Raw genomic sequence first — 18,393 nt, 5'->3', positions numbered from 1 at the left:
GCGTTGCTCAGGCCTTGCAGCTCTGGCCCGAAGGCACGTGCGAGAAGGTCTTCACGATGTTGAAGCCCTTGGCATTCACGTCGGCCACGAAGATGTCCTGGTCGACATGGCGCGCATGCATCGTCACGGTGCCGCGCGGGCCCTGGTAGGTCGCACCTTCGCTTGCGCGCTCCATCTTGGCCACGTTGAGGTCGCCGGCCTTGGTCGCGATCGCATCCAGCATGAGGAAGCCTTCGTAAGTCGATTCGGCCAGGCCGTTGAGCATCGGCGCCTTGTCGCCGAAGCGCTTCGCATAGGCCGCGGCGAAGGCGGCGGCGCCGGGTGTCGTCAGCGTCGAGAAGTAGCCCATGCTGGCGTACAGGTTCTTCGCGTTCTCGTTGCCGATGCCGGCCAGCGTGTTCTCCTCGATCAGCGATCCGAGCCGCACCGCCTTGTCGGCCAGGCCGAAGCCGGCGAAGGCCTTGTTGAAGGTGACCGACGAGCCGCCCACCAGCGACACCAGCACCGCGTCGGCGCCCGAGTCGCGGATGCGCGCCAGGCTCGAGTCGAAGTTGTCGACGGTGAAGGCGACGTACTCGTCGCCGACCACCTGCGCGCCGGCCCGGGCGATGTAGCCCTTGGCGGCGCCGTTGGTGTTGCGGCCCCAGATGTAGTCGTTGCCGATCAGGTACCACTTCTTGATCTTGCGCTCGCCGGTGAGCCACGGGATCACGGGCTCGAGCTGCTGCGATGGCGTCTCGCCGTTCATGAAGTCGCCCGCCGCGCATTCGCCGCCCTCGTACACCGGCGTGTAGAAGTAAGGCACCTGGCCCTTGAACAGGCCGTTGAGCGCGCCGCGCACGGCGCTGTCGTGCATGCCGATGAAGACCTCGCACTTGCCGCCCTTCCACAGCTTGAGCGCGGTCTGCGCGGCCTCGGCGGGCGGCAGGCCGGCGTCGCCGATCGCGATCTCGAGCTTGCGTCCGAGGATGCCGCCGCGCGCGTTGATCTGCTCCACCGCGAGCTCGGCGCAGGCTTTGGACGAGGCGCCGAACAGGCTGGCCGGCCCGCTCAGCGGAATCATCACGGCGACCTTCAGCGGCGTGGCCGCGAACGCATTGCGCGAGGCCAGCGCAGCGCCGGTCAGGCCCGCTGCGAACGAAACGAAATGGCGACGGTTCATCACGAGGCTCCTCATGTTTGGGCGGGTCGGGGCTCAGGAAATCGAAGGCATGGCGGCACGCGGCAGCACCCGCTCGATGGCGGCGGCGATGCCCAGCAGCTGCCGGTCGCTGCCGGCCGGCGCATCGAGCGCGAGGCCCACCGGCAGGCCATCGCTCGCGATCCCGGCCGGCAGGCTGATGCCGGGGATGCCGGCGTTGCTGCCGGGGTCCGTGTTGCGGATGAAGGCGAGGAAGGTCGGCACCTGCCGGCCATGGAACTCGACCGTCTCGTCCTGGCCGATCGGCCGCGCGGTGAGCGGCGAGGTGGGGAACACGAGCGCCCGCACCGCGTTGCTTTCGAAGGTGTCGCGGTAGAGGCGCTGCAACTGGCCGCGCGTTTCGAGCGCGCCGCGGTAGACCGCTTCGGGAATCGCACCGCCCGCCAGCAGCGGTCGCAGGATGCCGGCCACGTCGGGGCTGCCGATGCCCGCCAGCAATTGCGCGATGTCGACACCGTGTCCCGCATCGCGCAGGTAGCGCGGCATCTCGTCGAGGAATTCGAAGAGCGCCACCGGGAAGCCCGTGGCGTCGTTGAGCGCGTCGAGGCCCGGCAGTGCGACTTCGACGAGGACCGCACCCGCCGCGCGCAGCCGCTGCAGCGCGTCGTCCATGACCGCGGCGACCGGCGCGTCGAGCTCGCCCCAGAAGCGCTCGCGCGGAATGCCCAGGCGCAGGCCGGCGAGTGATGCGTCAGGCACCGGCGTCGCATCGCCGGTCAGCACCGCATCGAGCAACGCGAGGTCCGCCACGCTGCGCGCGATCGGACCGGCGGTGTCGCGCGTGGAAGCGATCGGCGCGATGCCGCGGCCCGGCACCCGGCCTACCGTCGGCCGCAGCCCGGCGACGCCGCACAGCGCGGCAGGCAGGCGCACCGAGGCGCCGGTGTCGGTGCCGATCGCCGCCGGCACCAGCCCGGCCGCGACCACCACCGCCGAGCCGCCGCTGCTGCCGCCCGGAATGCGGTCCGGCGCCCACGGATTGCGCGCCGCACCGGTGACCGCGTTGTTGCAGGTGATGCCGAAGGCGAGCTCGTGCATGTTGGCCTTGCCCGCGACGATCGCGCCGGCCGCCTTGAGCCGCCGCACGATCTCGGCATCGGCCTTCGGGCGCTTGCCGCGCAATGCGCCCGTGCCTGCGCTGGTCGGCAGATCGGCAGTGTCGATGTTGTCCTTGAGCGCGATCGGAATGCCGAGCAGCGGCAGCGCGGTGCCGGCGGCGCGCTGAGCGTCCGCCTGCCGTGCCTGGGCGCGCAGCGGCGCGGGATCGAAATCGACATAGCCGTTGAGGCCGGCGGCGGCCTCGGTGCGGGCGATCAGCGCCTCGACATGGTCGGCGCAGCTGAGGTCGCGCTGCGCCAGCGCCCGTTGCAATTCGACGATTCCGAGTTCAGACGCGTTCATGAAGGCTCTCGATACAGGTGGTCGGGCGCCCGGCGCGGCCGGGCCGCACCTGCGCGAACCCCGATTGCCTGCGGACAGGTGTTGCGATACGTTCAGCATATCGAGCGGGGTTCGCGACGGCTCCCCTGAAGAATGAGGGGACCGCGAGCCCGTCGCACCGGCGGCCGGGCACCCTTGTTGCTTGGACCGGAGCGGTCAGCGACGCCCGGACGCCGACGAACACAGAGGATTGGAGTTGCCATGTACCTGAGCGAGCGACAGTCCGCCGCGCTGGCGGAAAGTTTTCGACTGCTGGTCAACGCCGAGGATGCCGACGAGCTGAGGCAGCAGCTCGCGGGACCGGTCACGCAGCTGCTCGGCGCCGACAGCATGGTGTCGCGCGACATGGACCCCGAGACCTCGCGCTATGTGATCCGCGTCGCGCACAACATGGACGCGGCGCACGCGGCCACCTACGACCACTACTACCAGTTCTGCGATCCGGTCACGCCGGCGCTCAAGCCGATGCGCTGCGCCTCCTTCAGCCAGGTGTTCTCGATGAGCGAACTCACGCGCACAGAGTTCTTCAACGACTTCCTGCGCGTGCATGGCATCTACTGGGGCATGAACCTGTATGCCTATGCCGAGGGCCGCTGCGTCGGCGACCTGCTGGTGTTCCGCACCCAGTCGCGCGACGACTTCGATGCCAACGACCTGGCGATCCTGCGCATGATCGAGCCGGCCTTGACCGCCGCCTTCGTGCGCCTGCAGAAGCCGGCGCCGGCCGATGCGATCGTGCTGCCGAGCGACGAGGCGGCCGACGTGCCGCTGCTGCTGGCCGAGCATGCACGGCTGACCGAGCGCGAGGCGGAAGTCACCATGCTGGCCTCGCGCGGCTACGCGGACAAGGAAATCGCGCGCGAGCTCCGCATCGAAATCTCCACGGTGCGCTACTACCTGAAAAACGCCCTGCAAAAACTGGATGTCAAGGGCCGCAATCGGCTCGCCCATGTGGTCACCGAATTGCTGACGCGGCGCCGGCTGCGCCTGCAGGCCGGCACGGCCTCCGCGGCATCGCCGGCACGAACCCACTGAGGGCGCCGCAAGCCCGCAAGTTCTCCACCGCGCCGGGGGACAAGGGTGTGGACAACGATGCGCAATTCGCGCGGAAGCCTTGCCGGCTGGTCGTTGCGACAGGGTGCCTGCCGAAACGGCACTTCGGGAAAGATGTAAGCAAATCTTCTAAAGACGAACCGGCACACGAGACGAACGCGAACCGCATGCCATGGAACTCGACTGGCCGCGTGGGCTCACACCGGAAGCCGCGCCTGCCGCGATGTCGGATCGCACGCTTTTCAAAGAACATCGAAGAACAGGAGCATCTCAATGCAAATCGGCATGATCGGACTCGGACGCATGGGCGCCAGCATGACGGCCCGCCTGCTGCGCGGCGGCCACGACTGCGTGGTGCAGGACATGGATCCACATGCGGTCGAGCGCGTGGCCGCGCAGGGTGCCACCGGCGCAAGCTCGCTCCAGGATCTGATCGCCAGACTCGCGCCGCCGCGCGCGATCTGGCTCATGGTGCCGGCGGCGGCGGTCGACCGGGCGCTGGCTTCGCTGCTGCCGCTGCTCGAGGCCGGCGACATCGTGATCGATGGCGGCAACTCCTACTACCACGACGACCTGCGCCGCGCGGCCGAGCTCAAGGCCGCGGGCCTGCACCATGTCGATGTCGGCACCAGCGGCGGCGTGGCCGGCTTCGACCGCGGCTACTGCCTGATGATCGGCGGCGAGGAGGCGGTGGTGCAGCATCTGTCGCCGATCTTCGCGACGCTGGCGCCCGGCGCCGGCAGCGCCGCGCCGACGCCGGGCCGAATCCCGGGCACCGCCGAGCAAGGCTATCTGCACTGCGGCCCGCATGGCGCCGGCCACTTCGTCAAGATGGTCCACAACGGCATCGAATACGGGATCATGGCGGCCTATGCCGAGGGCCTGAACATCCTTCGCAATGCCGATGCCGGCAAGCGTCCGCAGGATGCCGACGCCGAGACCACGCCGCTGCGCGACCCCGCGCTCTACCAGTACGACCTGAAGCTGCCCGACATCGCCGAGCTCTGGCGCCGCGGCAGCGTGATCGGCTCGTGGCTGCTCGATCTCACGGCGGCCGCGCTCGCGGTCGATCCCGCGCTCGCCGGCTTCCAGGGACGCGTCTCCGACTCGGGCGAAGGGCGCTGGACCGTGCAGGCCGCGATCGACGAGGCCGTGCCGGCGCCGGTGCTGAGCGCGGCGCTCTATGCGCGCTTCAGCTCGCGCGGCGAGGCCGGCTTCGCCGACCGCGTGCTGTCGGCGATGCGGCATGAATTCGGCGGCCATGTCGAGAAGACCGATGCCGCGTCACCTGCCAAGGGAGCCTGAATGCGAGATCCTTCCGCCCCCGCGGCCGAGCCCTCCGACGCACTGGTGCTGTTCGGGGTCACCGGCGACCTCGCCTACAAGAAGATCTTTCCGGCGCTCTACGCGCTGTGCCGGCGCGGCGCGCTCGCGGTACCGGTGATCGGTGTCGCCTCGACCGACTGCACGCTCGAGCAACTGCGCGAACGCGCGAGGAAGAGCCTCGAAGAGGCCGGCGCGATCGACGATGCGAAGGCGCTCGACCGCTTGCTGTCGCAGCTGCGTTATGTGCAAGGCGACTACAAGGACCCCAAGGTCTTCGCGGCGCTCAAGCAGGCGCTCGGCGCCGCGCAGCGCCCCGCGCACTACCTCGCGATTCCGCCGGCGCTGTTCCCGGCGGTGATCCAGGGCCTGGGCGCGGCCGGCCTGGCCGCGCATGCGCGCGTCATCGTCGAGAAGCCCTTTGGCCGCGACCTCGCATCGGCGCGCGAACTCAACCGCGTCGCACTGTCGGTGTTCCCGGAAGATGCGATCTTCCGCATCGATCACTTCCTCGGCAAGGAAGCGATCATGAACATCCTGTATTTCCGCTTCGCCAATTCCTTCCTGGAACCGATCTGGAACCGCGACCACATCGCGAGCGTGCAGATCACGCTGGCCGAGTCCTTCGGCGTCGAGGGCCGCGGCGCGTTCTACGAAAGCGCGGGCTGCCTGCGCGACGTGATCCAGAACCACCTGATGCAGGTCGTCGCGCTGCTGGCGATGGAGCCGCCGTCGCAGCGCGGCTTCGCGGCCGTGCACCGGCAGAAGACCAGCGTCTTCGAGGCAATGCGCCCGCTGCAGCCGAGCGACATGGTGCGTGGCCAGTACGCGGGCTACCGCGACGAGGCACAGGTCGCGAAGGACTCGGACGTCGAGACCTATTGCGCGGTGCGGCTGTACATCGACTCCTGGCGCTGGAGCGGCGTGCCCTGGTACCTGCGCTCCGGCAAGACGCTGCCCGAGACCGCGTGCGAAGTGCTGGTGCGGCTCAAGCCGCCGCCGCAGGCGCTGTTCACGGATGCGGCGCAGTGCGAGGACGCGAACTACCTGCGCTTTCATCTGTCGCCGCGCTCGTGCATCGCACTGGCCGCACGCGTGAAGCGCGCGGGCCAGGAATTCGTCGGCGACCAGCGCGAGCTCTACCTGGTCGAGGAAGAAGCCGGCGAGAAGACGCCCTACGAGCGGCTGATCGGCGATGCGATGGCGGGCGACGATGCGCTGTTCACGCGCGAGGGCGCGGTCGAGGCCGCATGGGCGGTGGTCGATCCGGTGCTCACGCAGCATCCGCCGGTCTCGATCTACCCGGCCGGCAGCTGGGGCCCGCCCGCAGCGGACCGGCTGATCGCGGCCGACGGCGGCTGGCACAACCCCGACCCCGGCGCGCCTGCGGCCGGCAAGGAGCATGCGCTGTGAGTGCCATGCCGGACGTGGTCTTCCTGCTCGACGTCGACAACACGCTGCTCGACAACGATGCCGTGGTCGACGACCTGCGCGCGCACCTGGTGCGCGACTTCGGCAGGGCCAAGGCCGATCGCTACTGGACCTATTTCGAAGAGTTGCGCACGGAGCTCGGCTACACCGACTACCTCGGCGCGCTGCAGCGCTATCGGCTGCACGAGCTCAGCGACACGATGAACGATCCGCGGCTGTTGCAGATGTCGACCTTCCTGGTGGACTACCCTTTCGCCGACCGGCTTTATCCGGGCGCGCTGGAGGTCGTCGCGCATCTGCAGCGCGCCGGCCCGACGGTGATCCTGACGGACGGCGACGTGGTGTTCCAGCCGCGCAAGGTGCAACGCTCGGGGCTGTGGGATGCGGTCGATGGCCGGGTGCTGATCTACATCCACAAGGAACAGATGCTCGACGCGGTGCAGCAGCGCTATCCGGCGCGCCATTACGTGATGGTGGACGACAAGCTGCGCATCCTGAGCGCCATGAAGGCGGTGATGGGCGAGCGGCTGACGACGGTCTTCCCGCGCCAGGGCCACTATGCCTTCGACCCCGACACCCTCGCGAGCCATCCGCCTGCCGATCACACGATCGCGCACATCTGCGATCTGCTCGGCATCGATCCCCTCGTCCTCCAGGAGACACCATGAACGCGACACACCGGCTCCATGCGCAAGGCCAGAGCCTCTGGCTCGACAACATCACGCGCGGGCTGCTCGACAGCGGCACGCTGGCGCGCTACATCGACGAGTTCTCGGTCACCGGGCTGACCTCGAACCCGACCATCTTCGAACAGGCGATCGGCGGCTCCGAGGACTACGACGCGGCGATCCGCGCGCAGGCGGGCAAGGGCACGTCGGACGAAGCGCTGTTCTTCGGCCTCGCGATCGACGACCTCGCGCGCGCGGCCGACCTGTTCCGCCCGGTGCATGACGCGACCGATGGCGTGGACGGCTGGGTCTCGCTCGAAGTGTCTCCGCTGCTGGCCAACGACACGGCCGGCACCATCCAGGTCGCGGCCGAGCTCCATGCACGCGCCGCACGGCCGAACCTGTTCATCAAGATCCCCGGCACGCCCGAAGGCATTCCGGCGATCGAGGCATCGATCTTCGCGGGCGTGCCGATCAACATCACGCTGCTGTTTTCCAGCGCGCACTATGTCGCCGCGGCCGAGGCCTACCTGCGCGGCATCGAGCGGCGCATCGCCGCAGGACGCGATCCGAAGGTCGCCTCGGTGGCCTCGCTGTTCATCAGCCGCTGGGACGTGGCGGTGAAGGACAGTGCACCGCCCAGCCTGCGCAACCGGCTCGGCATCGCGGTCGCGATGCAGGCCTGGCGCGCCTACCGCGAACTGCTGGCCTCGCCGCGTTGGCAGAAGCTCGCGGCCGCCGGCGCGCGGCCGCAGCGCATGCTGTGGGCCAGCACCGGCACCAAGGATCCGGCCGCGCCCGACACGCTCTACGTCGATGCGCTGGCCGGGCCCGACAGCATCGACACGATGCCCGAGAAAACGCTCAAGGCCTTCGCCGACCACGGCCAGCCGGGCCCCGGCCTGCCCGACGACGGTGGCGATGCCGACGCGGTGCTGGCCGAGTTCGGACGCGCGGGCATCGATGTGGACGCCCTCGCCGAACGCCTGCAGCGCGAAGGCGCCGATGCATTCGCCAAGTCGTGGCAAAAGCTGCTGCAGGGGCTCGCAGCCAAGACGCAGCGACTGGCGCCGCAGGCGGCGGCGCGGTAGGCTTGCGCATGGCCACACGCATCAGCCCCCTCGCCGGCAAGCCGGCGCCTGCCGCGTCGCTCATCGATGTCGGTGCGCTGCTCGCCGCGTACCACGCGGACATTCCGGACCCGGGCGTGGCGTCGCAGCGCGTCGCGTTCGGCACTTCGGGCCATCGCGGCTCGGCCTTCGAGCGCTCGTTCAACGAATGGCATGTGCTGGCGATCACGCAGGCGATCTGCGACTACCGCCGTGCACAGGGCATCGACGGGCCGCTGTTCATGGGCATCGACACGCACGCGCTGTCGGCGCCGGCCTGCGCGAGCGCGCTCGAGGTGCTGGCCGCCAACGGCGTCGAGGTGATGCTGGCAGTGAACGACGAGTTCACACCGACGCCCGCGATCTCGCATGCGATCCTGGTCTACAACCGTGGGCGCACGGCCGGCCTGGCCGACGGCATCGTCGTCACGCCCTCGCACAATCCGCCGCGAGACGGCGGCTTCAAGTACAACCCGCCCAACGGCGGGCCGGCCGGCCAGGACATCACGGGCGGCGTCGAGGCCGCGGCCAACCGCTTCATCGAACAGCGGCTGGCCGGCGTGAAGCGCATGCCGTACGAGAAGGCCTTGCAGGCGCCGACCACGCACCGCCACGATTTCCTGCGCGCCTATGTCGACGACCTGGGCAGCGCGATCGACATGGAGGCGATCCGCGATGCCCAGGTCCGCATGGGCGTCGACCCGCTCGGCGGCGCGGGCGTGCATTACTGGGCCGCCATCGCCGACCGCTACGGGCTCGACCTCACGGTGGTCAGCGAGGTGGTCGATCCGACCTTCCGCTTCATGACGCTGGACTGGGACGGCCAGATCCGCATGGACCCGTCGTCGCCTTATGCAATGCAACGGCTGCTCGACATCAAGGACCGCTTCGACATCGGCTTCGCCTGCGACACCGACCATGACCGGCATGGCATCGTCACGGCCGGCACGGGCCTGCTGCCGCCCAATCACTACCTGTCGGTCTGCATCGACTATCTGTTCCAGCATCGGCCGCAATGGCCGGCGCAGGCGGCGGTGGGCAAGACGGTGGTCTCGACCGCGCTGATCGACCGGCTGGCGGCGCGGCTCGGGCGCAAGCTCTATGAAGTGCCGGTCGGCTTCAAGTGGTTCACCGAAGGCCTGCAGGACGGCTCGCTCGGCTTCACCGGCGAGGAAAGCGCGGGCGCGACCTTCCTGCGCCGCGACGGCTCGGTGTGGACCACCGACAAGGACGGCATCACCGCCGCATTGCTGTCGGCCGAGATCACCGCGCGCATGGGGCGCGACCCGGGCGCGCTCTATGCGGACCTGGGCCGCGAGTTCGGCAGCCCCGCTGCCAGCCGCGTGGATGCACCGGCCACCGTGCAGCAGAAGAAGCAACTGGCCGCGCTGACGCCGCAACAGGTCGGCTCGAGCGCGCTGGCCGGCGAGAAGATCGAGCGCATCCTGAGCCGCGCGCCGGGCAACGATGCGGCGATCGGCGGCATCAAGGTCATCGCGCCCAAGGGCTGGTTCGCGGCGCGGCCCTCGGGCACCGAGGACATCTACAAGATCTACGCCGAGAGCTTCGACGGGCCCGAGCATCTGCAGCGCATCCTGCAGGAAGCGCAGGCCATGGTCGACGCCGCGATCGCGCCCGCGGCCTGAGCCTCAGAAGCCCCAGCGCGCGCCGGCCCCGGCCAGCGTGGCGACGCCGAGGATCAGGAAGATCACGGCCGCGATCCGGTGCACCAGCTTGACCGGCATGCGGTTCGCGATGCGGTCGCCGAGCAGCACGGCCGGCCCGTCGGCGATCATCATGCCCAGCGTGGTGCCGGCCACCACCGTGAAGAAGGAATGGTATTGCGCGGCCAGCGCGACGGTGGCGATCTGCGTCTTGTCGCCCATCTCGGCCAGAAAGAAGGCGAGCACGGTGGTGCCGTAGACGCCGAAGTGGCCGAACTTCGCTTCGCTCTCGTCGAACTTGTCGGGGATCAGCGTCCAGCCGGCCATCGCGATGAACGAAACGCCCAGCACCCAGCGCAGGATCTCGGGCCCGACGACGGTGGTGATCCACGCGCCGAGCGCACCGGCGGCGGAATGGTTGGCGATGGTCGCGGTCAGGATGCCCAGGATGATGGGCACGGGCTTGCGGAACTTGGCCGCGAGGATGAAGGCGAGCAACTGGGTCTTGTCGCCGATCTCGGCGAGGGCCACGATGCCCGTGGAAACAAGAAAGGCTTCCAAAACAACTCCTTGGCCGGCGACAGGACGAATGACCACAAGGCGCCGCCGGCCAATCCGAAGGCGATGTGGTCAAAGGTCTTGCCAAGCCCAAGGGCCGCTGGCGCCATGGCTCGAGAAGAGCCAAGTATGTTGACGACAGCCTCTTTCGCGAAGGAAGAGAAGCTACTCCCCAATGACGGGCGCGATCCTATCACGAGGCACTCCCGTGCAGCCGCCTGTCGACGCAACATGTACGTGAACGTACACGTTGAGGTATACTGAAGGCTCATTTCCGAACCCTTGCTTCCATGAACGCCGCGGCCCCTCCCACCCCTCTCACGGTGCGGGATGCCGCGGCCAGGCTCGGCGTGACGCCGCGCACGCTCAAGTACTACGAGGAACTCGGCATCGTGGTGCCGTCGCGCAGCGAGGGCCGCTACCGGCTCTACGAAGCGGCCGATCTCGGCAAGCTCGCCCGCGTGCTGCGCATGCGCTCGCTGGGCTTCTCGCTCGCGACCATCACCGCCATGCTGCAGCAGCCCTACGAGGCGCCTGCGGACGGCGGACGGCCGCACCTGTCCAAGGCGTCGCTGAAGACGCTGAAGGCAACGCTCGCGGCCCAGCTCGAGGCGCTCGATACCCGGGTCGCGCAGGTGCGCGCGGAGCTCAAGGAAGCCGCCGCGCTGCAGGCGCAACTGCGGCGCGATCTCGACTACGTGGAACGGCGCCTGGCAGGCGAGCCAGTCGAGACGGCACTCGCCCGGCGCGAGCGCGCGCAAGGCGCAGCGAAAGCCTGAGGCATGAGCGCCGCGCCGGACCGCCCCAAGCAAGCGCGCGCCCGCTTGGCGGGAAGGCGCGAAGCGCCAAGGGTGCACCCATGACCGCATCGATCTCCGCGCCGCCCGGCCGCGGCATGGCGCTGGCCGCGCTGATGCCGTGGGCCATCGGTCTCGTGACCGGGATCGACTACTTCGACAACGCGCTCTTCGCCTTCTTCGCCAGCTACATCGCCGGCGGCATCAGCGCGACGGCCGACGAGCTGGTGTGGGCTTCGAGTGTCTACGCGCTGGGCGCGGTGCTGGGCATCCTGCAGCAGCACGCGTGGGTCGAACGGCTCGGCTACCGGCGCTACCTCGCGCTGTGCATGTTCGCCTTCGCCGCCGCCGGCGTGTGCGCCGCGCTGTGCGAGAACCCGGTCCAGCTCGCGCTGGCGCGCGGCGTGCAAGGCTACTTCGTCGGACCGATGCTGGGCGCCTGCCGCATCCTGATCCAGATCGGCATCGCGCCCCAGAGGCGTCCCAAGGCGCTGCGGGCCTTCATGGTGCTGATCGTGTTCGGCGGCGGGCTGGCACCGGTGGTCGGCGCCTTCCTCGTCACCCATTTCGAATGGCGCGCGCTGTTCCTGTGCACCGTGCCGGCGGCGGTGCTCGCGGGTGCGCTGGTGCTCTGGACATTGCCCGACATCGGCGACGTCGCGCCGCACGAGCGCACCGAGCCGCACCGCCTGGCCTACCTGGTGTTCGCGCTGGCGCAGGCGGCGCTGCAGGTCGTGCTCACGCGCACGCACTTCGAGCTGTTCTCCACATCGCCCGCGCTGATCGGCCTGGCCATCGCCGGCATCGCCGGCCTGGCCTGGTTCGCACAGCAGCAATGGCGCCAGCCGGCGCCGCTGGTGCGGCTGCACGCGTTCAGGCATTCGACCTTCCGCGTCGGACTGGCGCTGTACGTCGTCTACTACTACCTCTCGACCGGCTTCAGCTACCTGCTGCCGCGCCTGATGGAAGGCGGCCTCGGCTTCACGGTCGGCGACACCGGCTACTTCACCGGCATGGCCTCGCTGGCAGCCAGCCTGCTGGTCTTCGTCTATCTGCGCCATTCGGCGCGCGTCGTTCACAAGAAGTGGCTCATCGTGCCGGGCTTCGGCATCGCGGCGCTGGCGGCGTGGTGGCTCGCGCAGATGTCACCGGAAGTCGGGCGCGCCGCGCTGCTGGGGCCCTTGCTGCTGCGCGGATTGATGATGCTGTTCGTCGTGCTGCCGGTGGCGAACCTCACCTTCCGGCCCTTCGCCGCGGAGGAGTTCGCGCATGGCTACCGGCTCAAGAACTTGGTGCGCCAGCTGGCCATTTCCTTCGCGACCGCGACCGCCATCGCGGTGCAGACGCACCGTGTCGCGTTGCACGAAGCGCGGCTGAGCGAGTCGACCACCGCGTCCAACGCCACCTTCGTTCAGGCGCTCGATCTGCTGACCCGGGGCTTCGTGGCCTCGGGCCATGCCATCGGCGAAGCGCATGCCATGGCCCTGGGCAGCCTGTGGCGCGTGCTGGAGCAGCAGGCCACCTTCATGGCCTCGCTCGACGGCTTCGAGGTGATGGCCGTGATCGCGCTCGCGGCCGGCGCCTTCGCGGCGTGGCAGCGCGAGATCGACTGAGGCGCGGACGGCCTCAGCTCGGGCTGTCGCTGTGCGACGGCTTGCCGACCTGGATCGTCACGTCCTCGCCCCTGATCTTCGCCTGCACGGCCTTCACCGCCTGCTCGAGCCGCGCGCCGTAGTCGGCATCGGCCTGGCGGAAGTGGCCGATCGCGCGGTCGATGATGTCCTGCCGCTTCACGGCGCCGAGGCCGCCGGCGATGTTGCCCACCAGGCGTTGCTTCGCGGGCTCGTCCATCAGGCGGTAGAGGTCGCCGGCCTGCACGAAGTCGGTGTCGGCCGCGTGCTGCGTCCATGCGTGGCTGCCGGTCCAGCCGTGGATCTCGAGCGGCGCGTACACGGGTTCGTCGCTCTGCCTGGGCGCATCGCCGAAGCTGTTGGGTTCGTAGTTCGGCCCGCGGCCGCCGTTGTCGTAGCGCATGGCGCCGTCGCGGCCGTAGTTGGCGGCCTTCGTCGCATGCGGACAGTTCACCGGCAGCTGCGTGTGGTTGATGCCGAGGCGGTAGCGCTGCGTGTCGCCGTAGCTGAAGAGACGCCCCTGCAGCATCTTGTCCGGCGACGGGCCGATGCCCGGCACGAAGTTGGCGGGGTTGAACGCGGCCTGCTCGATCTCGGCGAAATAGTTGTCGGGATTGCGGTCGAGCGTGAGGATGCCGATGTCGATCTTCGGGTAGTCCTTGTGCGACCAGACCTTGGTCAGGTCGAAGGGGTTGAAGCGGTAGTTCTGCGCCTCGGCCAGCGGCATGATCTGGACCTGCACGCGCCAGCTCGGAAATTCGCCGCGCTCGATCGAATGCAGCAGGTCGAGGTGATGGTGGTTCGGGTTCTCGCCGCCGACGCGCTGCGCCTCCTCGGCGGTGAAGCATTCGATGCCCTGGCGGGTCTTGAAGTGGTACTTGACCCAGAAGGCCTCGCCCTTGGCATTGACCCACTGGAAGGTGTGCGAGCCGAAGCCGTCCATGTGGCGGTAGCTCTTCGGAATGCCGCGGTCGCCGAACAGCCAGGTGAACTGGTGCGTGGCCTCGGGCGAATGCGAGAAGAAGTCCCAGGCGTTGTCGGGCTCCTGCACGTGGCTGTAGGGATCGCGCTTCTGCGAGTGGATGAAGTCGGGGAACTTGAGCGGATCGCGGATGAAGAACACCGGCGTGTTGTTGCCGACCAGGTCGTAGTTGCCCTCTTCGGTATAGAACTTGAGCGCGAAGCCGCGCGGATCGCGCACGGTGTCGGCCGAGCCGAGTTCCAGCGCCACGGTCGAGAACCGGGCCAGGACTTCGGTCTTCTTGCCGACCTGGCCCAGGAAGCGGGCCTTGGTCCACTTCGAGACATCGGCCGTCACTTCGAACGTGCCGAAGGCACCCGATCCGCGCGCATGCACCACGCGCTCCGGGATGCGCTCGCGGTCGAAGCGCGCAAGCTTCTCGATCAGGTGATGGTCCTGCATCAGGACCGGGCCGTTCGGGCCGGCGGTCTGCGACTGCTGGTTGTTCTCGACGGGCGCGCCGTTTTCGGTGGTGAGCTTGCGGTGGTCGGTCATGGGTGAGCCTCTTTGTTCAGGACCCATGCATTCTGGCAACGAAGATGCATTCGGTGCATCAGATCACCCTATCGCCGCGATAGGGCCGCCGGCTTCAGAGCATCAGGGCGACCGAGGCTTCCAGATGTTCGGAGGGCAAGCGCCGGAAGCCCGAGCGCGCGAAGCGCTGCAGCCGTCCGACCACGAAAGCGGTGAGCGACGAGGCCCGCACCTGCGCATCGACACTGGGCGTGGCCGAGCCATCGGCCGCCGCGACACCGCGCAGCGCCTGGCGCAGCGTCGCCTCGATCTTGTCGAAGAACTGGTTCATGCGGCTCTGCAGGCGCTCGTTCTCGAACACCAGCGCGTCGCCGACCATCACGCGGGTCATGCCCGGATTCTTCTCGGCGAACTGCATCAGCATCGCGACGATGCGCGCGGCCTGCTCCTGGCCGGGGATGTCGCGCTCGGTGATCTGATTGACCAGCGTGAACACGCTCTGCTCGATGAAGTCGATCAGCCCTTCGAACATCTGAGCCTTGCTCGCGAAGTGGCGGTAGAGCGCGGCCTCGCTGACGTCGAGGCGGGCCGCCAGCGCGGCCGTCGTCACCCGCTCCGCGCCCGGCTGCTCGAGCATGGCGGCCAGCGCCTGCAGGATCTGCACGCGCCGCTCTCCCGGCTTCGGTCGCTTGCGCACCGGAGCGGCCACTGGTTCTGAACTGCCGTCCTCGGCGTGCGAGGAGCTCGTCTCGTCGTTCTGCATGGGCGCTGCAATTGTAAAAATTTGATTCTCGCACAGCGCAGTGAGCGCGTGCCAACCGGGCATGCCCTCTCTGTCGCGCCGAATCAACGCATTTATTGACGGATTCAACGATTCGACGACGAGATCTCGCCGCCCGCCAGATCAGGCTCCATTCGGCCTCCTCTTGCGCGGCCGGCGAAGCCAGGCCCGCTCGCAAAACACCGCGGATCCGGCTCAGCCGGTCCGCCGGTGTTGCCCCCGGCAGGGGGAAGGCGAAGCGACACGAAGTGCGCGCAGCCTGGGGGCGAGCTTTATCTAGCCCGAATCATGGTGCCGTAGGCCTGGTCCGTGAGAATCTCGAGCAGCATCGCATGCGGAACCCGCCCGTCGATGATGTGCACGGCGTTGACGCCGCTCTTGGCCGCATCGAGCGCGCCCTCGATCTTCGGCAGCATGCCGCCGGAGATGGTGCCGTCGGCGAACAGCTCGTCGATCTCGCGCGCGCTCAGGTTGGTGAGCAGCTGGCCGTTCTTGTCGAGCACGCCCGGCGTGTTGGTGAGCAGCATCAGCTTCTCGGCCTTCAGCACGGTGGCGAGCTTGCCGGCGACGACGTCGGCATTGATGTTGTAGCTCTCGTTCTCCTCGCCGAAGCCGATCGGGCTGATGACCGGGATGAAGGCATCGTCCTGCAGTGCGATGACCACGCTCGGGTCGATCGAGACGATGTCGCCGACCTGTCCCACGTCGTGATGCACGCTGGGATCGTTGCGGTCGGCCATCTTGAGCTTCTGCGCGCGGATCAGGCCGCCGTCGCGGCCGGTCAGGCCGACCGCCTTGCCGCCGGCCTGGTTGATCAGCCCCACGATGTCCTGCTGCACCTCGCCGGCCAGCACCCACTCGACCACCTCCATGGTCTCGGAGTCGGTTACGCGCATGCCCTGGATGAAGTGGCCCTTCTTGCCGAGCCGGTTGAGCGCGGCCTCGATCTGCGGACCGCCGCCATGCACCACCACCGGGTTCATGCCGACCAGCTTGAGCAGCACCACGTCCTCGGCGAAGTCGGCCTGCAGCGCCGGATCGGTCATCGCATTGCCGCCGTACTTGATGACGATGGTCTTGCCGTGGAACTTGCGGATGTAGGGCAGCGCCTGGGCCAGGATCTCGGCCTTGTCGCGCGGAGGGATGTTGAGGACGGGATCGGTCATGGCATCGGCGCTGAAAAAAAGATGGGCGGATTTTGCAGGCATTCGGGGAACACTGCGGAACCGGCTTCGCCGGGCCGCTGGTGTTGCCCCCGGCAGGGGGTGGGCGGCCACACGAAGTGGGCAAGCCTGGGGGTGAGCTAAGGCCTTAGCCAGCGGGGGACTTTGAAGCGCACGATCATGAGGTACGCCGCGACATAGGTCGCGACGAACAGCGCGCAGAAGGCCATCAGCACCGGCGTGTTGTTCCAGAACAGCACGGCCGGCACCACCGTCAGCGCCGCGAAGATCCACAGGTAGGGCGAGGTGCGGTTGTTGCGCGCGAGCAGCTGGCGCGCCTCGTCGTCGGCGAAGGCGACGCGCACGATGCGGCGGAAGATCAGCTGGTGGAAATGCAGCGCATCGGCGGTGCCGGGCGACTGGCCGCGTGCGACCTTGCGGTAGATCGAGAACATGGTCTCCCACACCGGATAGATCAGGAGCAGCATCGGGAACCACGGCGACACCACGCGGTGCCGCTGCACCAGCGTCACGCAGGCCACGGCGATCACCATGCCCCAGACGTAGGCGCCGCCGTCGCCGGCGAAGATCTTGCCGCGCGGGTAGTTCCAGATCAGGAAACCGAAGGTCGCGCCCACCAGGCAGACCACCATGGCCGCGAGCTGGCGGTCGCCCACCTGCAGTGCGACGTGCGAGATCGCGAGGCACACCAGCACCGCCACCGTGCCGGCGAGGCCGTTGTAGCCATCGATGATGTTGAAGGCATGCGGCAGGCCGCCGATCGCCAGCGCCGCGAACAGCAGCGCCGCGTAGGGCACCATCTCCAGCCAGCCATCGACCAGGCTGATGCCGGTGCGGTGCAGCCCCAGCTTCAGCACCCAGCACACCAGCACCGCGGAGCCGATGGTGAGCCCGAGCCGGTAGCGCACCGACACGCGCTGCGTCACGTCCTCGATGATGCCGCCGAGCACGGCCGGCAGGATGCACAGCAGCGCGATCGCCGACACCTTGACCGGCCAGAAGACGTTGAAGGGGTCCGACGGGATGCCCGCCACCAGCCAGGCCACGCCCATGCCGATGAAGATGCCGGCGCCGCCCAGCCGCGGCACGTGGCCCTTGTGGAAGCGCTGCGGCATGTCGGCGGCATAGCGCCGCGCATGCCGGCGCGCCCGGCGCATGAAGACCTGCACGGCAAACGCGGCAACGAGAAAACTGATGAAGATCAGAGCAATCATGGGTGGGTGTGGGGAACCCTAGAATTCCCGAGCGAAATTAGACCATGCCGATGCCACCGCCTCCTTTACAAGCCATCACGGTTTCGATCGTGAGCCACGGTCAGCTCGAACTGGTGCTTCCGCTGCTCGATCAGCTGGACCGCTTCAGCCGTCCGTGCGTCGCCCGCGTCCTGCTCACGATCAACATCCCCGAGACCGATGCGCTGGCCGGCCGGCACTGGGGCTTCGACATCGAGCGCATCGAGAACACGCGGCCGCGGGGCTTCGGCGCCAACCACAACCAGGCCTTCGCGCGCTGCGCCACGCCCTGGTTCCTGGTGCTCAACCCGGACATCCGCTTCGCGAGCGACGTCCTGACGCCGCTCGTCGCGCAGGCCGCGCCCGATGCCGGCCTGCTCACGCCGCGCATCCTCGAGCCCGGCAAGGCCGAGCCGGAACAGCATCGCGCCATCATCACGCCGCGCGAGATCTTGACGCGCCGGCGCCCCGATTACGCGAGGCCTGCCGTGCCGGCCTGGATCCCCGGCCTCTTCATGCTGTTTCGCAGCGAGGCCTACCGGCAGGTGCGCGGCTTCGACGAGCGCTTCTTCATGTACGGCGAGGACTTCGACATCTGCGCCCGCACGCGCCTGGCCGGCTGGAAGCTGCAGGTGGCCGAGGACCTGGTCGCACTGCACGACGCGCGGCGCGCCAGCCATGCCAGGCCGAAGCACCTGTACTGGCATGTGACGAGCCTGCTGAAGGTCTGGCTGTCGGCGGCCTTCTGGCGCTACCTGAAGCGCCGGCCGCTCTGAGTCAGGGCGCCCTCATTGTTTGCGGGACAATCGAGGGCAAAGAAGCAAGC

16 protein-coding genes and 1 riboswitch are annotated in these 18,393 nt (G+C 68.6%); of the genes, 9 read left to right on the top strand and 7 right to left on the bottom strand.

What is annotated here, in order from left to right; translation table 11 throughout:
- Positions 1 to 7: 7 nt before the first annotated feature.
- Both E5P2_RS03880 and iaaH read right to left on the bottom strand, forming a co-directional pair.
- Positions 8 to 1,162 carry a substrate-binding domain-containing protein gene (locus E5P2_RS03880; protein ID WP_162565845.1) on the bottom strand — a complete coding sequence of 385 codons (1,155 nt, stop codon included), beginning with the start codon at positions 1,160 to 1,162 and terminating at the stop codon, positions 8 to 10.
- Positions 1,163 to 1,195: 33 nt separating this feature from the next.
- Positions 1,196 to 2,602, bottom strand: coding sequence for an indoleacetamide hydrolase (gene iaaH, locus E5P2_RS03875; protein ID WP_162565844.1), 1,407 nt, complete (start codon positions 2,600 to 2,602; stop codon positions 1,196 to 1,198).
- Positions 2,603 to 2,842: 240 nt separating this feature from the next.
- On the opposite strand from iaaH, the gene E5P2_RS03870 reads away from it, so the two are divergent.
- From E5P2_RS03870 to pgm, 6 genes are all read left to right on the top strand, one after another.
- Positions 2,843 to 3,676, top strand: coding sequence for a helix-turn-helix transcriptional regulator (locus E5P2_RS03870; RefSeq protein ID WP_162565843.1), 834 nt, complete (start codon positions 2,843 to 2,845; stop codon positions 3,674 to 3,676).
- Positions 3,677 to 3,967: 291 nt separating this feature from the next.
- Complete coding sequence (gnd, locus tag E5P2_RS03865) at positions 3,968 to 4,999, top strand: phosphogluconate dehydrogenase (NAD(+)-dependent, decarboxylating) (protein ID WP_162565842.1); 1,032 nt, start codon at positions 3,968 to 3,970, stop codon at positions 4,997 to 4,999.
- Positions 5,000 to 6,430, top strand: a complete 1,431-nt coding sequence (gene zwf / locus E5P2_RS03860) for a glucose-6-phosphate dehydrogenase (RefSeq protein WP_162565841.1) — start codon at positions 5,000 to 5,002, stop codon at positions 6,428 to 6,430.
- Between the two features lie 5 nt (positions 6,431 to 6,435).
- Positions 6,436 to 7,116, top strand: a complete 681-nt coding sequence (locus tag E5P2_RS03855) for an HAD family hydrolase (RefSeq protein WP_162570327.1) — start codon at positions 6,436 to 6,438, stop codon at positions 7,114 to 7,116.
- Positions 7,113 to 8,207, top strand: coding sequence for a transaldolase (tal, locus tag E5P2_RS03850; protein ID WP_162565840.1), 1,095 nt, complete (start codon positions 7,113 to 7,115; stop codon positions 8,205 to 8,207). The genes E5P2_RS03855 and tal overlap by 4 nt, the downstream gene beginning before the upstream one ends.
- Positions 8,208 to 8,215: 8 nt before the next feature.
- On the top strand, positions 8,216 to 9,871 hold the full coding sequence (gene pgm, locus E5P2_RS03845; RefSeq protein WP_162565839.1) for a phosphoglucomutase (alpha-D-glucose-1,6-bisphosphate-dependent): 1,656 nt from the start codon (positions 8,216 to 8,218) through the stop codon (positions 9,869 to 9,871).
- A 3-nt stretch (positions 9,872 to 9,874) separates the two neighbouring features.
- On the opposite strand, the gene E5P2_RS03840 is transcribed toward pgm, so the two are convergent.
- Complete coding sequence (locus E5P2_RS03840; protein ID WP_162565838.1) at positions 9,875 to 10,450, bottom strand: TMEM165/GDT1 family protein; 576 nt, start codon at positions 10,448 to 10,450, stop codon at positions 9,875 to 9,877.
- Positions 10,451 to 10,453: 3 nt separating this feature from the next.
- A riboswitch (yybP-ykoY riboswitch) is annotated at positions 10,454 to 10,633 on the bottom strand.
- Between the two features lie 104 nt (positions 10,634 to 10,737).
- Here E5P2_RS03840 and E5P2_RS03835 point away from each other — a divergent pair.
- Together E5P2_RS03835 and E5P2_RS03830 are read left to right on the top strand one after the other, a co-directional pair.
- On the top strand, positions 10,738 to 11,226 hold the full coding sequence (locus tag E5P2_RS03835) for a MerR family transcriptional regulator (protein ID WP_162565837.1): 489 nt from the start codon (positions 10,738 to 10,740) through the stop codon (positions 11,224 to 11,226).
- Positions 11,227 to 11,306: 80 nt separating this feature from the next.
- Positions 11,307 to 12,857 carry an MFS transporter gene (locus tag E5P2_RS03830; RefSeq protein ID WP_162565836.1) on the top strand — a complete coding sequence of 517 codons (1,551 nt, stop codon included), beginning with the start codon at positions 11,307 to 11,309 and terminating at the stop codon, positions 12,855 to 12,857.
- 13 nt (positions 12,858 to 12,870) lie between these two features.
- Here E5P2_RS03830 and E5P2_RS03825 read toward each other — a convergent pair whose 3' ends face one another.
- The 4 genes from E5P2_RS03825 to E5P2_RS03810 all read right to left on the bottom strand — a co-directional run bounded on the left by E5P2_RS03825 (position 12,871) and on the right by E5P2_RS03810 (position 17,549).
- The gene (locus E5P2_RS03825; protein WP_162565835.1) at positions 12,871 to 14,391 is read right to left on the bottom strand and encodes a catalase; all 1,521 of its coding nucleotides are present in this window, start codon (positions 14,389 to 14,391) and stop codon (positions 12,871 to 12,873) included.
- 94 nt (positions 14,392 to 14,485) lie between these two features.
- Positions 14,486 to 15,133: a nucleoid occlusion factor SlmA gene (slmA, locus tag E5P2_RS03820; RefSeq protein WP_162565834.1), complete on the bottom strand. Its 648-nt coding sequence runs from the start codon at positions 15,131 to 15,133 to the stop codon at positions 14,486 to 14,488.
- 290 nt (positions 15,134 to 15,423) lie between these two features.
- Positions 15,424 to 16,317, bottom strand: a complete 894-nt coding sequence (gene argB / locus E5P2_RS03815; RefSeq protein WP_162565833.1) for an acetylglutamate kinase — start codon at positions 16,315 to 16,317, stop codon at positions 15,424 to 15,426.
- Between the two features lie 137 nt (positions 16,318 to 16,454).
- Positions 16,455 to 17,549: a glycosyltransferase family 4 protein gene (locus E5P2_RS03810; RefSeq protein ID WP_162565832.1), complete on the bottom strand. Its 1,095-nt coding sequence runs from the start codon at positions 17,547 to 17,549 to the stop codon at positions 16,455 to 16,457.
- 89 nt (positions 17,550 to 17,638) lie between these two features.
- On the opposite strand from E5P2_RS03810, the gene E5P2_RS03805 reads away from it, so the two are divergent.
- A complete protein-coding gene (locus E5P2_RS03805; RefSeq protein ID WP_232080568.1) occupies positions 17,639 to 18,343 on the top strand; it encodes a glycosyltransferase in 705 nt (234 codons plus the stop codon).
- Positions 18,344 to 18,393: the final 50 nt, after the last annotated feature.

Origin of the sequence: Variovorax sp. SRS16 (genome assembly GCF_901827165.1) — a bacterium.
Lineage (GTDB): Bacteria > Pseudomonadota > Gammaproteobacteria > Burkholderiales > Burkholderiaceae_C > Variovorax.
The sequence above is the reverse complement of the archived record's forward strand: the minus strand, read 5'-3'. Positions and strand labels throughout refer to the sequence as shown.